This window comes from Alphaproteobacteria bacterium (assembly GCA_040218575.1).
Lineage (GTDB): Bacteria > Pseudomonadota > Alphaproteobacteria > JAVJRE01 > JAVJRE01 > JAVJRE01.
Window position 1 is genome coordinate 147,812 of sequence record JAVJRE010000006.1, and the last position, 14,278, is coordinate 162,089.

At 68.6% G+C, this 14,278-nt stretch carries 14 protein-coding genes and 1 pseudogene; 14 read left to right on the plus strand and 1 reads right to left on the minus strand.

Annotation, left to right across the window (positions count from 1 at the left end; translation table 11 throughout):
- Position 1: 1 nt before the first annotated feature.
- The 4 genes from RIE31_08375 (at position 2) to RIE31_08390 (ending at position 4,079) form a co-directional block, all read left to right on the plus strand.
- Positions 2–574, plus strand: a complete 573-nt coding sequence (locus tag RIE31_08375) for a GNAT family N-acetyltransferase (protein ID MEQ8640603.1) — start codon at positions 2–4, stop codon at positions 572–574.
- A 125-nt stretch (positions 575–699) separates the two neighbouring features.
- A complete protein-coding gene (gene trpS / locus RIE31_08380; GenBank protein ID MEQ8640604.1) occupies positions 700–1,737 on the plus strand; it encodes a tryptophan--tRNA ligase in 1,038 nt (345 codons plus the stop codon).
- Positions 1,738–2,275: 538 nt separating this feature from the next.
- Positions 2,276–2,854: a NifU family protein gene (locus RIE31_08385; protein MEQ8640605.1), complete on the plus strand. Its 579-nt coding sequence runs from the start codon at positions 2,276–2,278 to the stop codon at positions 2,852–2,854.
- Positions 2,855–2,870: 16 nt separating this feature from the next.
- Positions 2,871–4,079 (plus strand): glucosaminidase domain-containing protein, encoded by a 1,209-nt coding sequence (locus RIE31_08390; GenBank protein ID MEQ8640606.1) that lies wholly within the window; start codon positions 2,871–2,873, stop codon positions 4,077–4,079.
- A gap of 48 nt (positions 4,080–4,127) precedes the next feature.
- On the opposite strand, the gene RIE31_08395 is transcribed toward RIE31_08390, so the two are convergent.
- Positions 4,128–5,219, minus strand: coding sequence for a polysaccharide deacetylase family protein (locus RIE31_08395; GenBank protein ID MEQ8640607.1), 1,092 nt, complete (start codon positions 5,217–5,219; stop codon positions 4,128–4,130).
- Between the two features lie 185 nt (positions 5,220–5,404).
- Between RIE31_08395 and tsaB the strand changes: the two genes are divergently transcribed.
- The 10 genes and pseudogenes from tsaB to RIE31_08445 all read left to right on the plus strand — a co-directional run bounded on the left by tsaB (position 5,405) and on the right by RIE31_08445 (position 14,276).
- Entirely contained in the window at positions 5,405–6,160 is a 756-nt protein-coding gene (gene tsaB / locus RIE31_08400; protein ID MEQ8640608.1) for a tRNA (adenosine(37)-N6)-threonylcarbamoyltransferase complex dimerization subunit type 1 TsaB, read from the plus strand.
- A 13-nt stretch (positions 6,161–6,173) separates the two neighbouring features.
- Positions 6,174–6,845 (plus strand): GNAT family N-acetyltransferase, encoded by a 672-nt coding sequence (locus tag RIE31_08405; GenBank protein MEQ8640609.1) that lies wholly within the window; start codon positions 6,174–6,176, stop codon positions 6,843–6,845.
- Between the two features lie 78 nt (positions 6,846–6,923).
- On the plus strand, positions 6,924–7,355 hold the full coding sequence (locus tag RIE31_08410) for a MucR family transcriptional regulator (GenBank protein ID MEQ8640610.1): 432 nt from the start codon (positions 6,924–6,926) through the stop codon (positions 7,353–7,355).
- Between the two features lie 246 nt (positions 7,356–7,601).
- A pseudogene (locus tag RIE31_08415) lies at positions 7,602–8,009 on the plus strand (Fur family transcriptional regulator).
- 131 nt (positions 8,010–8,140) lie between these two features.
- Positions 8,141–9,067 (plus strand): GNAT family N-acyltransferase, encoded by a 927-nt coding sequence (locus RIE31_08420; GenBank protein ID MEQ8640611.1) that lies wholly within the window; start codon positions 8,141–8,143, stop codon positions 9,065–9,067.
- Between the two features lie 2 nt (positions 9,068–9,069).
- The gene (locus RIE31_08425) at positions 9,070–9,972 is read left to right on the plus strand and encodes a lysophospholipid acyltransferase family protein (protein ID MEQ8640612.1); all 903 of its coding nucleotides are present in this window, start codon (positions 9,070–9,072) and stop codon (positions 9,970–9,972) included.
- Positions 9,969–11,450, plus strand: a complete 1,482-nt coding sequence (miaB, locus tag RIE31_08430) for a tRNA (N6-isopentenyl adenosine(37)-C2)-methylthiotransferase MiaB (GenBank protein ID MEQ8640613.1) — start codon at positions 9,969–9,971, stop codon at positions 11,448–11,450. The genes RIE31_08425 and miaB overlap by 4 nt, the downstream gene beginning before the upstream one ends.
- 58 nt (positions 11,451–11,508) lie before the next feature.
- Entirely contained in the window at positions 11,509–12,588 is a 1,080-nt protein-coding gene (locus RIE31_08435) for a PhoH family protein (protein MEQ8640614.1), read from the plus strand.
- Positions 12,585–13,271: an rRNA maturation RNase YbeY gene (gene ybeY / locus RIE31_08440; protein MEQ8640615.1), complete on the plus strand. Its 687-nt coding sequence runs from the start codon at positions 12,585–12,587 to the stop codon at positions 13,269–13,271. Before RIE31_08435 ends, ybeY begins: the two co-directional genes overlap by 4 nt.
- Before the next feature lie 81 nt (positions 13,272–13,352).
- A complete protein-coding gene (locus RIE31_08445) occupies positions 13,353–14,276 on the plus strand; it encodes a hemolysin family protein (protein MEQ8640616.1) in 924 nt (307 codons plus the stop codon).
- Positions 14,277–14,278: the final 2 nt, after the last annotated feature.

The following is a 14,278-nucleotide window of genomic DNA, read 5'->3' on the forward strand; positions in this document are numbered from 1 at the left end:
CGTGAACCGCACCGCCCGACCGGACGTGGTACTGCGCCGCCTGACCCCGGCCGACGCCCACGCGGTGACCCGCATTCATTTCGATGCGGTCATGGGCAAGGGCCATACGCACTATGCGCCGCACCAGCTGGATGCCTGGACCGCGCTGGACCGGCCCGACCGGCGGCTGGCCCAGATCCACTATCGCCTGGCCATGCCGGGGCGTTTTCTGGTGCTGGCCGAGGCGGCCGGCCGGCCGGTGGGTTATGCCTGGCTGGAAAAGCGGGCCATGCATCAGGGGCGGCCCGATGCGGCCTATCTGGAGAGTCTGTATGTGGCGCCGGAAGCCATGGGACTCGGCGTCGGCCGCCTGTTGCTGGCGACGGTGGAGGCGCGGGCGGCGGCCGAGGGGGCGCCCACCGTGGGGCTCGATTCGGCGCTGATGAGCGTCGGCTTTTATGCCCGCCACGGTTATGCGACGGGACCATTCCACCGCTATCGCATGGGCGGCGGCGGCGTGTGGGTGGGGTTCCGCTGGATGACCAAGCGCCTGACGGGGCCGGCGGCCGGCCCGGCGATGACGGCCGGTGCTTGACGGCCGGCGCCGCAACGGCCATCACTCCGGGCGCTCCAGCGGCGGGGTCCAACCCGGCGCCGAGGAGCCCGCCCGGTCCCGTCATCGCAAGGGGTGGGGCGGCAACCCGCGGGGAGTCCAAACCCATGAACACGCCTTCGGCGCAGGGCACCGGCCCGCAAGCGGCGCAGAGTCGGATCTTTTCCGGCGTCCAGCCCACCGGCAATCTTCATCTCGGTAATTACCTGGGGGCGATCCGCAACTTCGCCCGCCTGCAGAACGACTATGAGTGTCTCTATTGCGTGGTTGATCTGCACGCCATAACCGTGTTCCAGGACCCGGCGACCCTGGCCGACCATACGCGCGAGGTGGCGGCCGCCTTCATCGCCGCCGGCATCGATCCGAAGACGAACATCATTTTCAACCAGAGCCAGGTGGCGGCCCATGCGGAGCTGGCCTGGATTTTCAATTGCGTCGCCCGTCTCGGCTGGCTTAACCGCATGACCCAGTTCAAGGAGAAGGCGGGCAAGCACAGGGAGAATGCCAGCATCGGCCTGTATGCCTATCCCGCCCTGATGGCCGCCGACATTCTTGTCTACAAGGCGACCCATGTGCCGGTGGGCGAGGACCAGAAGCAGCACCTGGAGCTGACCCGCGATATCGCCCAGAAGTTCAACAGCGATTATGGCCGCGAGGTCTTTCCCCTGACCGAGCCTTTGATCTTCGGCGAGGCGACACGGGTGATGAGCCTGCGCGACGGCACCAAGAAGATGAGCAAGTCGGACCCGTCCGACTATTCGCGTATCAATATGAATGACGATGCGGACCAGATTCGTCTGAAGATCCGCAAGGCGAAAACCGATCCGCAACCGCTGCCGGACACTCTCGACGGCTATGGCGCGCGGCCGGAGGCGGCCAATCTGCTGGGCCTCTATGCGGCCCTGGCTGACCGCACGCGCGGCGATGTGGCGAGCGAGTTTGCCGGTGCCCGCTTTGCCGACTTCAAAGAGCGGCTGAGCGATCTGGCCATCGAAACGCTGGCGCCGGTGACCGGCGAGATGCGTCGTCTGCTGGCCGATCCGGCGGAAGTGGATCGGCTGCTGCAAGACGGCGCTGAACGGGCGCGGGCCCTGGCCGCCCCGGTCATGGCCGAGGTGCGCCAGGCGGTGGGGCTGCTGACATAGGGCCAATGGACCCCGGCGGCTGTTGCCGGTCCATTGGAGTCCGGCGGCTGTTGCCGCCCGGCCACACCCGCCGCCAAAGCGAAAAATATCGCCGCCGGCATTTACCTAAAATTATCTTCAAATCCGGGCCTGCCCACAGTTAACGCCCGGAAGTGGCCGGACTCCACACTCTTTCAAAGCTTGACCCGGCGGCGCCGAGGCTCAATCTTGCGTTCCACAACGGCACGGATCAGGCCAGGGCGGCGACACATGCCTGTCACACACCCGCCACAGGCCCGCCTTCCTTGCCGTGTCAGGTTCGGGTTTGCGACCCGGACCGGACGGTCCTGAGTTGCCGACCCCGTGACGCTTCGGCGCGTCACAGGCAACGGCGGCCAGTCCGGCACGACGCCGGATCGCGACCGACGCAACAGGTAGGCTCCCCATCCGTTCGGGATGGGAAGCAGGTCAACCCGCCGCCCAGGATGGGCGTGGTTGCCGGTGCAAACCCGGCGGCCGGCACGCACCAGGATGGTGTAGCTGGACGAGCGCTATAGCGATGTTCATTTCGACCGAAGACACGCCGAATCCGTCGTCACTCAAGTTCACGGCCGGGCAGCCGGTTGCCGGCGAGGGCCGCAGCCGTGATTTCCCGTCGGCCGACGCCGCCAGCGGCGTGTCGCCGCTGGCTGAACGTCTGTTCGCCATCGGCGGTGTCAGTCAGGTTTTCTTTGGCAGCGACTTCGTCACCGTGTCGAAGGACGATGAGGCGCCGTGGCAGAGCCTGAAGCCGGCGATCATGGGCGTGCTGATGGAGCACTTTACCCGTAGCCTGCCGGCAATCACCGAGACCCGGCAGGCGACGCCGACGAGCGATGATGACGGCCTGATGGCCGGCGATGCGGACGATCCGGTGATCGGCCAGATTCGCGAGCTGCTGGATACGCGGGTGCGCCCGGCGGTGGCGCAGGACGGCGGCGATATCGTTTTCCGCGGCTTTGACCGTGGCGTCGTCTATCTGCACATGCAGGGGGCGTGCGCCGGGTGCCCGGCCTCCACCATGACGCTGAAGAACGGCGTGGAGAATCTGCTGCGCCACTACATTCCCGAAGTCACCGAGGTGCAGGCCATTGGCTAGGCCGGCGGCCGCAACCATGGCCGCGTCCGCCGACAGTGTGGGCTGCCTGTCGGTTGCCCGCTCGCCCAGCGCCATTCCGGCGCGGCTGGTGCGGATCATGCCGGCGTGGCTGACGGCTCGGCTGTTTCCGCAAGCCGCCCTGCCGGGCGCGGCGGTCATCCATCCGGCCATCCGCCGCATGGAAGCGCAGCGAAGGACGGAACGCCTGGTGCTGCGCTGCGTGGCGGCCAGTGTTGCGGTGATGCTGGCCACGGTGGTGGCGAACGGCATGTCGTCCGGCGTCAATCAGGCCATGGATCAGGCGATGGATCAGGCGGCCGAACGTCTGCAGGCGATAGCACCGGCGGCGGCCGTCGCGCGCGCGTCGCGTCAGGGCGCCGCCGGCGACACCAACGGCCGTATCATCCGCGCCTCTTCCGTCGCCCGCCTGGGCGCGGTGTTCGAGTCCCTCGACTATGATCTGGAACGGATCCGCATGGGGCACGGCGTACCGCGGGTGTTCCTGAACCGCATGCCGGCCGACCTGAGCGATACGGTGGACGCCGAGGAGCGTAAGGCGCTGTTCATCGCCACCACCCTGCCGCTGATCCTGCAGGTCAACGAAACCATCCGGCATAACCGGCAGCGCATTGCGGACCTCAGGTTGCAGTGGCGCGACAGCGGCACCCTGGCGGCCGTGGACCGGCACTGGCTGGAGCAGATGGCGAAGCGCTATCGCGTCGACGGCGATCTGGCGCCTTCCGCCCTGTTCGAGGCGTTGCTGTGGCGGGTGGATACGGTGCCGGTTTCCATGGCGCTGGCCCAGGCGGCCATCGAGTCAGGCTGGGGCACGTCGCGTTTTGCGCAGGAAGGCAATGCGCTGTTCGGCCAGTGGACGTGGGATGAATCCGCCGGCCTGGTACCGGAGGACCGGGCCGATGATGCGAGCCATGCGGTGCGCGCTTTCGACCGGCTGCTGGAGAGCGTACGCGCCTATGCCCACAATCTGAACACGGGCTGGGCCTATGAGTCGTTCCGTGATCGTCGCGCCAGCCTGCGCGCCTCCGGAACGGCGCCGGGCGGGCTGAAGCTGGCGATGACGCTGGACCGCTACTCGGAAAAGGGCGAGGCCTATGTGCGCATGGTGCACAGCATCATCCGCGCTAACGGATTGCAGCCCTTCGACCATGCGCGCCTCAGCCAGGGCGAAGGGCAGGACTCCCTGGGCCAGCAGCCGAGCCTGTAGGACCGGCGGCGCCGTCCTGCACAGACTGAAGATTCACCGGCTGAAGACTCAGGGCGACGGGTAGTAAAACTGGCGGCCGAACCAGCGCCAGCGCCCGTCCGGCCCCGGCACCGTGCAATTGACCCGGGCCCGTGCGGTGGCGAAGGGTTGCGCCATACGCACCTCAAACCGGTTCGGTCCCAGACGCTCAATCCGTGCCTGTCCCTGGCCGGAGGCATAGCAGGCCATGCGGTCGAGGCCGGCCACATCGGCCATGACCGTGAAACCGAAGTCGGGCGGATTCTTCTCTGGCGAGGGATCGGCCGGTGTGACCGCGCTTACCGGCAGCGGCAGTGTGCCGGCAATCAGGCGAAAGCGATCCGCGTCGCCGAAATTCTCATTGAGAGCGAAGCGCGGCAGGTAGAACCGTTCTTCGCCGCCGTAGAGCACACCGGAATGCTGGCCGAAGGCGGCGCGCATGCCGGTCGCCTGGATGACCGGCATGAGAGCGGCCGAGGTCTCGCCAAAGGGCCAGGCAAAGAGGGTCGGCACGGCGCCCAGTTCCGCCTCGAAGCGGGCGCTGGCGCGGGCGATGTCGGCCGCCGCCTGCTCCGCGGTCATGCCGGGATAGTGCCCGTGACTGGCGCCGTGGTGGCCAATATAGACACCGTCCGCGGCCATCTCGCGCAACTGGTCCCAGCTAAGATAACCGGGCGTGGCGGCATCCACCGGATCGGTCGCGACGAAAATGGTGAAAGGCAGGCCAGCGTCCTTCAGGCGTGGCCAGGCCTCGGTGTAGATAGAGGCAAAGGCGTCATCGATGGTGATGGCCAGGCTGCGGTCGGGCAGCGCCTCGCCGCGCGCCAGCCGGTCGATAATGTCCGGCAGGGCGAGCACCGTATAGCCGCCATCGAGGATCAGTCGGATATGGGCTTCGAACTGTTCAAGCCGGATGCTGGTGGTCGGCCAGGCACCCTCGCCGAAGCGGTGATACATGACCACCACCGCACTGGCCTGGCCGCTGGAGATGGAGCCGGCCGGACCGAGGGTCGCATCCTGGGCGTGGGCCGCCGTGGCCCACAGGGGATGGGTCCACAGGGCCAGGGAGAGGATCACCGCGGACAGGGCCGCAGGGCGCAGGCGCCTGCGCAGCCTGGTCATGGCCGGCACCGTGGGGCCGCCACAGGGCCGGGAAGGGGGAGCGCGAAAAAGACCATGGGGGCTTATGGCACGACACTTTTTGAGCGGCAAGCGCGCCAGTGGGTCCGGGCCCCGGCCGGGTGTCATCGTCGGCGGCCTTTGGGTGGGGGTCTCAAGGCGGGCCGGGCCGTGACAGGATGGGCGGCATGATCATCCTTGCCCTTGATGCGGTATCGGCCGGCGCGTCGGCCGCGGTGATGGCCGATGGCCGGCTGCGTGGCCACGCCCGTCACGAGGCCCGCCATGGCCAGGCCGAGCACCTTATGGGGCTGGTGGCGGAGGGGTTGCGTCAGGCCGGTCTGCGGGCTGGCGCGGTCGACCTCATTGCCGCGACCCGCGGCCCTGGCTCGTTTACCGGCATCCGCGTCACCCTGGCGGCGGCGCGGGGCCTGGCCATGGCCACCGGCCGGCCGCTGCTGGGGCTGGCGGCGAACGACGTGGTGGCGCTGATGGCGACGGCGAGCGCGCCAGCGACAGATGTGCCGGGAATGGACGGGGCGACGCTGGTGACAGCCATCGAGTCGCGTCGCGCCGAGGTGTTCATGGCGGCCTATCGGTCCGGCCCGGAGGCGGACCCGCAGCAGCGGCTAAGCGCGCCGCTGGCGGCCCTGACGCCGGACGCGGCGCGGTCCAGGCTGGCGGATTTAGCGGGTCTGGCCGGGACCGGCGGGGTCCAGGTGGCCGGTTGCGCCGCGTCGCGCCTGCTGGCCGACTGGAACGGGCGGCCGGCGACGGTGCGCCAGATCGGCGACGGCGGGCCGGATGCGGTGGCGCTGGCCCGTCTGGCCGCCCTGCGGGTCAGCCCTGGCGCTACGTCCGGCGCTGCCATCGCGGCCATCGTGGCGGGCACGGCGACGCCACTTTACCTGCGGCCACCGCAGCTCGGTGGCGCGCGGCCGTGACCGGGTCCGGCCGGTGACCCCTTCACCGACAGACCAGAACGACCGGCCGCTGCCGGCGATGCTGGCCGCGCTGCATGAAGAGTCCTTTGCCGAGGGCGGGCCGGCGCCATGGGGGGCGGACGCCTTTGCCAGCCTGCTGGCGCTGCCGGGCATGACCCTTGTGGTGCTGGAGGCGGCGGGCGTGCCGGTGGGATTTGTCCTTGGCCGCCACGCCGCCGACGAGGGCGAGATTCTGACACTTTGTGTGCGGCCCCCGATGCGCCGCCGCGGCGGCGGCCGGACCCTGTGCCGGGCCTTGCTGCGGACCCTGGCGGCGGCGGGCGTGCGGAGCGCCAGCCTTGAGGTGGCGGCGGACAACCAGCCGGCGCAACGCCTGTATGCGGCGCTCGGCTTTCAGGCGGCGGGTCGGCGGCCGGCCTATTACCGGCGAGCGAGCGGCACCGGTGACCATGGGTCGGGGTCGGGGTCGGGCGGGACGGCGGCGCGGGCGCGTAGTGCGGTGGAGGCGGTGGACGCGGTGGTCATGCGGCGGGTTCTTACTCCGGCAGACGGGGCGGCAGACGGGGCGGCAGACGGGGCGTCGGCTGACGCAGCAGGGGAGTCGGCCGGCGCCGCAGGGGGCAGGGCCGGGCTGCGCATTGTGGCCATGGCTGCGACAAACGAGCGCGATGTCACGGAGACATGAGCGTCAGTATTGATTCAGACTTGTCATAGTGTAGAGACAGTCTATATATCAGGGTGACTTTACGGAGGTTCCTGTTTTATGGTTGAGCAAGCAAAATCCCCTGAATTACTCGATCTGACGTCAAAGATCGTCTCTGCGCATGTGTCCAACAACACGGTGCCGACCACCGATCTGCCGCAGCTTATCGAGCAGGTCTATCGCACGCTGTCGGGCATGGGCCAGGCAGTGGCGCCGGCCGAACGGCCGCAGCCGGCGGTGCCGGTCAAGCGCTCGATTCACCCCGACCATATCGTGTGTCTGGAAGACGGCAAGAAGCTGAAGATGCTCAAACGCCATCTCAAGACCGCCTATAATATGTCGCCGGAGCAGTATCGCGAACGGTGGGGCCTGGCCGCCGACTATCCCATGGTCGCGCCTAATTATGCCAAACAGCGCAGTCAGTTGGCCAAGCGGATTGGCCTTGGCACCAAGCCACGCCGGCGCACGACCAAGCGCAAGTCCGCCAGCTAGGCAACGACCGGCCGCCCGTTTCAGCCCCCGGCGGGCCTGAAACGGGCTCCCGCGCGGTCAGATCGTCGTTTTATTTCAGATACTTATGTCATGACGACCGGCCGAAGGCACGGCCTGTGGCCGAAGGCCGGCCGTGAGCAGCGGCGGCCCCGCATTGTGGCCCCGGCGGCCGATTGGTCTATATTCGGGCCAGGTCAACCTGGCCGGCGGCGGGGCAGGGCCGGGCGAAGCCTGCGGGATGGGTGCATGAGTTCGCGCATTGAGGCGCTTTGCCAGGAACAGGGGCTGAAGATGACCGCGCCGCGGCGGGTGATCGCCCGGGTGCTGTCGGAGTCCGACGATCATCCGGATGTGGAGGAACTGCATCGCCGGGCCACCGTCCACGATCCGAGCATCGCCATCGCCACGGTCTACCGCACGGTGCGCCTGTTCGAGCAGTCCGGCATTCTGAACCGCCTCGACTTTGGCGACGGTCGGGCGCGCTATGAGGAGACGCCGGAGGAACACCACGATCATCTGATCGATGTGCACTCCGGCGAGATCGTCGAGTTCCGCAATGATGAAATTGAGCGGCTGCAACAGGAAGTGGCGCGTCGTCTGGGGTATCGGCTGGTGGATCACCGTATGGAACTCTATGGCGTCAGGCTGGACCGCACGCGCGGCCGCCGCGACGATACAGCCAGCGGTGGCCGGCCGGCGTCTTCTGATGCGGCCGCCTCCGCTGCTGATGGTGGCGCCGACGACGGGACGCGGCCGGCCGTGCCGGTAAACGGCAAGGCGAGCCCGTGAGCGGTCGGCGCGCCGGACGACAGGCCAGCCAGGCAATTCCACCGGTGGGCCCACAGGACGGGGATTCGCCGGACGGGGATTCGCCGGATGAGGACATGCCTGGCGGCGTGTCAGAGGCGGGGGCCGGCGAGGCGGCCGTCAGTCTGGAGAGCGGTGCGCTGCACGTGCGGCTGGCCCAGAACGAGGCGGACATTCTGGCCAGCCAGCGTCTGCGCTATCGCGTGTTCTATGACGAGATGAAGGCGCAGCCCTCGCCGGAGATGGCCCGCGAGAAGCGCGACTTTGACCGCTATGACCGGGTCTGCGACCACTTGCTGGTGATCGACCGCAGCCTGGGCGACGGCGCCGATGGCGTGGTCGGCACCTATCGCCTGCTGCGGCGCAGCCAGCGTCAGGGATTGCCCTTCTATACCGCCGGCGAGTTCGATATCACCGCCATCGAGGCCTATGACGGCGAAATCCTGGAGCTTGGCCGGAGCTGTGTCGACGCGGCGCACCGCACACGACCGACCCTGCAACTCCTGTGGGCCGGCATCGCCGCCTACTGCTTCCGCCATGACGTCAAGCTGATGTTCGGCTGTGCCAGCCTGCCGGGCACCGATGTGGCGGCGCTGGCCATGCCGCTGGCCTTTCTGTGGCACAATCATCTGGCGCCGGAGGCCATCCGGGTGCGGGCCCTGGCCAAGCACTATTCATCCATGGACCTGATGGCCGCCGCAGACATTGACCCACGCCGCGCCATGGCCAGCCTGCCGCCGCTGCTGCGCGGCTATTTGCGGCTCGGCGGGTTCATCGGCGATGGCGCGGTGGTGGACCCGCAGTTCAACACCACCGATGTCTGCCTGGTGCTGGAAGCGGACAAGGTGACGGAAAAATACATTCGCCATTTTTCCCGCACGTCGCGGGACCGGTCTCTCGACTAGCCATGCTGGCGTCCCTGCGCGCCACGCTGCGCCTGGCGGCCATCGGCTGCCTTATCGTTATTCTGCTGCCGGTTCAGGCCCTGCTGGTCAATGGCGGGCCGCGCACGGCGGAGTTGATCCCGCGGTTCTTTCACCGCACGACGGCGCGGCTGCTGGGCTTTACCCTGGCAACCCGCGGCGAGATGCGGAGCGCCCGGCCGACGTTGTTCGTTTCCAACCACACGTCCTACCTGGACATCATCGTTCTGGGCGGCCTGATCCGTGGTTCTTTCGTATCGAAAGCGGAAGTGCGCGGCTGGCCGTTGATCGGCTGGCTGGCGCGGTTGCATCGCTCTGTCTTTATTGGTCGCCGCCGCAGCGCCACCGGCAGCGAGCGCGACAGCCTGGCCCGCCGCCTGGCCGATGGCGACAATCTGATCCTGTTCCCCGAGGGCACCAGCAATGACGGCAATCGCACCCTGGCCTTCAAGAGTGCGCTGTTCGCAATCGCCAAACCCTCAGACGGCAGGAACGGCGGGCCTGACGGGCACGGGCCGGCGGCCATGCCGGCTTCTGCCGCGCCGGCCCTGACCATTCAGCCGGTATCGCTGGCCTATTCGGCGCTGGACGGCATCCCGCTGGGCCGCGCCAAGCGGCCGCTTTATGCCTGGTATGGGGACATGTCGCTGGCCAGTCATTTGTGGCAGGTGGCGCGTCAGGGGTTCGCCACCATCGACATCACCTTTCACGAGCCGGTGGCGGCGGCGGATTTCGCCACTCGCAAGAGCCTGGCCGCCCATTGCCAGCGGGTGGTGGCGGCCGGCGTGACGGCGGCGCTGACCGGCCGTCAGACAGCGCCCCTGAGCCGCAAGCGGCGACGGCGCCTGGGTCTGCGCGGGCGCCATCGCCCGCTGCGCGCGTCATGAGCCGGCCGGCGCCCCCGGAGTCCGGTCGTCGCGGGCTGTATGTTCGCACCTGGGGCTGCCAGATGAACGTCTATGATTCCGAGCGCATGGCGGAATCCCTGATACCCCATGGCTATGCGCCGGTGGATTCGCCGGAGGCGGCGGCGCTGGTCCTGCTCAACACCTGTCATATTCGCGAAAAGGCGGCGGAGAAGGTCTATTCCGAGATCGGTCGCCTGGCCAAGCTGCGCCGCCAGCGTCAGGCCGCGGGCGAGGACATGATGATCGCGGTGGTCGGCTGCGTCGCCCAGGCCGAGGGCCAGGAGATGCTGGCCCGCGCCCCGGCGGTGGACATCGTGCTGGGGCCGCAGACCTATCACCGGTTGCCGGAAATGGTGGCCCGCGCGCGGCGCGACAGAGACGCCCGGCCGGCCGGCGCAGCGGCCGGCGCCGGTCTGATCGACACCGATTTCCCGGCCGAGGACAAGTTTGACGCCCTGCCGGCGGCGCGCCAGGCGAGCGGCGTGACGGCGTTCCTGACCATCCAGGAAGGGTGTGACAAGTTCTGCACGTTCTGCGTCGTGCCCTACACCCGCGGCGCGGAGGCCTCGCGGCCGGCGGCGGCGGTGTTGGCAGAAGCCAGGGATCTGGTGGCGGCGGGGGTGCGTGAAATCACCCTGCTGGGGCAGAACGTCAACGCCTATCACGGCGCCGCGGCGGATGGCGGCGGTGTGTGGAGTCTGGCGCGGCTGGTGCGCGGTCTGGCCAGGATCGAGGGGCTGGACCGCATCCGCTACACCACCTCCCATCCGCGCGACATGAGCGACGAGTTGATCCTCTGCCACAAAGAAGAAACAAAGCTGATGCCTTATCTGCATCTGCCGGTGCAGTCGGGGTCGGACACCATCCTCAAGGCCATGAACCGGCGGCACAGCCGTGACGACTATCTTCGGGTCATCGAGCGGTTGCGCCAGGCGCGCCCCGACATGGCGCTGACGTCGGATTTCATTGTCGGGTTCCCCGGCGAGAGCGAGGATGATTTTGCCGCCACCCTGGACCTGGTGGAGCGGGTCGGCTTTGCCGGCGCGTTCTCCTTCAAATACTCGCCGCGCCCCGGCACACCGGCGGCGATCGCCCGCGGCCAGGTGGCGGAGCCGGTGAAGGATGAACGGCTGGCCCGGTTGCAGGCCCTGCTGCACCGTCAGGAACAGGACTTCAACGCGGCCACGGTGGGCCGCACGGTGGCGGTGCTGTTTGACCGCGTCGGCCGCCATGCGGGGCAGCTTGTGGGGCGCAGCCCGTGGCTGCAGCCGGTGCATGTGACGGCGCCGCACAACCGGCTTGGCGGGACCGCCAGCGTGGTCATCACAGACCGCACCAGCCATGGGCTGATCGGCCGGCTCCGCCGCGCCGTCGCGGTGCCTGCCTCGCCGGCCGTATCGCCGTCGTCTTCCCCCGTCCCTAGCCCCACCCCAGCCCAGGAGGCCGCTCTTGAGTGATCTTCCCCGCGATGTCGCCGATTCCCCCGGCCGGCCGCAGCGCCCGGTGAGCCGCGCCGTGGCGGCCGGACCATCGCTGGCCAGCGTCATCCGGGAGCGCCAGTTCGACGACAACCGGCTGCTGGCCGCCCTGTTCGGCCGCCATGACGAGCATCTGGTGATGATCGAGCGGATGCTGGGGGTGAGTTTGCGCTATCGCGGCAATCGCCTGACCATCTCCGGGCCGGCCGACGAGGCAGGTGTGGCGGAGACGGCGCTGGACGATTTGTATGGCCGCCTGCAGCGTGGCGGCGATGTGACGCCGGCGGATGTGCGGGCGGCGGTGCGGCTGGCCGAAGCGGGCGAGAGCGAGGCCAGCCAGGCCCATGCCATTCGCACCCAGCGGCGGGTGGTGCGGCCACGCTCACCCAACCAGGCGCGCTATCTGGCGGCGCTCGGTCGCGACGATCTGGTGTTCGGCGTCGGTCCGGCCGGCACCGGCAAGACCTATCTGGCGGTGGCGGTGGCGGTGGCGCTGCTGCAGGCGGGCGAGGTGGAGCGCATCATCCTGTCGCGGCCGGCGGTGGAGGCGGGCGAGCGTCTCGGCTTCCTGCCGGGCGACCTGCGCGACAAGGTGGACCCGTATTTGCGGCCGCTGTACGACGCGCTGCACGACATGATGCCCGGCGAGCAGGTGGCGCGGCGCATGGAGAGTGGCGACATTGAGGTGGCGCCGCTGGCCTTCATGCGCGGCCGCACCCTGACCAACGCCTATATCATTCTGGACGAGGCGCAGAACGCGACACCGGCCCAGATGAAGATGTTCCTGACCCGCATGGGCGAGAACAGCCGCATGGCGGTGACCGGCGACCTGACCCAGGTGGATCTGCCGCCCGGTCAGACGTCGGGGCTGCGCCAGGCGATCGATCTGCTGGAACGGGTCGAGGGCATCAGTGTGCAGCGCTTCTCGCGCCACGACGTGGTGCGGCATCCGCTGGTCGGCCGCATCGTCGATGCCTATGAAAGGCGCACCAGTGAAAACCAGAACGAGAAGAAGCCGGCTCCAACATCGGTCCAGGCGTCGGACCATACGCCAACAGGTGCGCCAACCGGCGCGTCGACGGAGGACAGCGACACGCCGGCAGGCAACGACACATGACGGCCACCCGGCCGCGTGCCCGGCCGGCGGCGCCGCGGCCGCAGCAGGCACAGGGCGCGGCTTCGCCACCGGTGGCGGCCCCGGTAGCAACCCCGGTTGCAACCAAGACAGCGGCCCCGCTGGCGGCGAAGGTCGCGGTGCTGCGCCAGGCCGGCGACTGGCGGCGGTTGCTGCCGGGGGCGGTGGGGCTGGCCCGCCGTGCCGCCCGGGCGGCGGTGACCGCGGGGCTGGCCGAGCTGGCGGCGAAGAGGTCTGCGGCGCGGCCGGTGGGCCCGGCGGCTGGCGAAGCGAGGCCGGACAGCGCAGGACCGGCCGGCCTGGAGATGAGCGTGGTGCTGGGCGATGACGGCCTGCTGCAAAGCCTTAACCGGCAGTGGCGCGGCCATGACCGGCCCACCAATGTCCTGGCCTTTGCCGCCGCAGCCATGCCATCGGCAGGGCACCACGCCGCGGCAGAACACCGCCAGGCGCTGGGCGAGGTGATCGTTTCGGGCGAGGCGATCGAGCGTGAAGCGCGGACCCAGGGCAAATCGCCGGCGGATCATTTCACCCACCTCGTTGTCCATGGCACACTTCACCTATTAGACTATGACCATGAGCGCCCATCGGACGCCTGTCGTATGGAGAGTCTGGAGCGACGAATTCTGGCGACGCTCGACGTGACCGACCCCTATGATGCCTGAGCCGATGAAGCGAAACCGCGTGGCGCGGAACCGCATGGCGCCGATAGTGCCGGCACGGCGGGACGCCTGGTCCAGAGAACTATGAGCACAGAGTCCAGTTCCAGTCGTCGGCCCGGTTCGGCCGGGCCCGCCGACAGTGATGGTCCGACCCGACCGGGATTGCGCTGGCTGCGCACCCTGTTCGGTATGCGGCGCAACGGTGATCTGCGCGAAACCCTGGAAGAGCTGGTCTCGGAAAGGGCGGAGGGAGAGGGCGACGGCGCCGCCGCCGACGAACGCGCCCTGCTGCGCAATGTGCTGCGTCTGCGCGACCAGAGCGTCGGCGATGTGATGGTGCCGCGGGTGGATATCGTGGCGATCGATCTGGACTGCGATCTGCAGACCATCGTGCAGACCATGCAGAAGGCCGGTCATTCGCGTCTGCCGGTTTATCGCGAGTCGCTGGACGATGTGGTCGGCATGGTCCACATCAAGGATGTGGTGGCCTATTGGGAGCAGCGCGCGGCGTTTCGTCTGGAGCGTGCGGTGCGCGAGGTGCTGTTCGCCTCACCGACCATGCCGGTGCTGGATATGCTTATCGAAATGCGCCAGAAGCGCGTCCATCTGGGGCTGGTGGTGGATGAGTATGGCGGCGTTGACGGGTTGATCACCATCGAGGATCTGGTGGAGGAAATTGTCGGCGAAATCGAGGATGAGTTCGATGCCGCCGAGGGCCCGCGCCTGGTGCGCCGGCCGGACGGTTCTGTCCTGGCCCTGGCCCGCGCCACCATCGAGGAACTGGAAGACATGGTCGGCCCGGTGGTGAGCGACGAGGAACGCGAGGAGAGCGATACCCTGGGCGGACTGGTGGTGGCCATCGCCGGCCGCGTGCCCCATCGTGGCGAGGTCATCAGCCATGAGAGCGGCGTCGAGTTCGAGGTCACCGACGCCGATCCCCGGCGCATCCGCCGGCTGCGTCTGCGCCATCTGCCAGCGGCGCCGGCGGCGGACGAAACAGCCCCCTGAAC